The sequence below is a fragment of the Mesorhizobium sp. M8A.F.Ca.ET.021.01.1.1 genome (genome assembly GCF_003998025.1).
Lineage (GTDB): Bacteria > Pseudomonadota > Alphaproteobacteria > Rhizobiales > Rhizobiaceae > Mesorhizobium.
This window is the reverse complement of the sequence record NZ_RZSJ01001061.1, coordinates 1-638: the sequence shown is the minus strand read 5'-3', so window position 1 is coordinate 638 and position 638 is coordinate 1. Positions and strand designations below refer to the sequence as shown.

Annotated in this window: 1 protein-coding gene; it reads left to right on the top strand. The window is 63.8% G+C overall.

Annotated features, from left to right (window positions below; translation table 11 throughout):
• Positions 1–46 precede the first annotated feature (46 nt).
• Positions 47–638 (top strand): pyridoxal-dependent decarboxylase (locus EOA36_RS36585; RefSeq protein ID WP_145969565.1); only part of this gene is annotated, 592 nt, incomplete at its 3' end.

Sequence of the window (638 nt, the reverse complement as noted above, 5' to 3'; positions counted from 1 at the left end):
CGGGCGGCTGCCGCCGGCCACGAAAGATCATGTCGGGAGGAACAAGATGAACAATGACGATTTCCGGCAATGGTCGCAACGCGCCGCCGACTGGGGTGCCGACTATCGCAACAATTTGCGTGAGCGGCCGGTGCGGCCATTGGTCGAGCCGGGCGACATTTTCAGGAGCATCGAGGCGTCGCCGCCCGAAGACGCCGAACCGATGGACAGAATCTTCGCCGATTTCGAAGCCAAGATCGTACCGGGGATGACACATTGGCAGCACCCCCGCTTCTTCGCCTATTTCCCGGCCAATGCGGCGCCGGTTTCGGTGGTGGCGGAATACCTGGTGTCGGCGATGGCCGCGCAATGCATGCTTTGGCAAACGTCACCGGCGGCGACCGAGCTTGAAACCCGCACCGTCGACTGGATGCGCCAGGCGCTCGGCCTGCCAGAGGGCTTTTCCGGCGTGATCCAGGATTCGGCCTCGTCGGCGACACTCAACGCCGTGCTGACCATGCGCGAGCGGGCGCTCGGCTGGCAAGGCAACAAAAAGGGTTTGGCCGGGCAGGGGCGGTTGCGCATCTATTCTTCCGACCAGGTGCACACATCGATCGACCGGGCGATCTGGGTCTCGGGCATCGGCGAGGACAATCTCG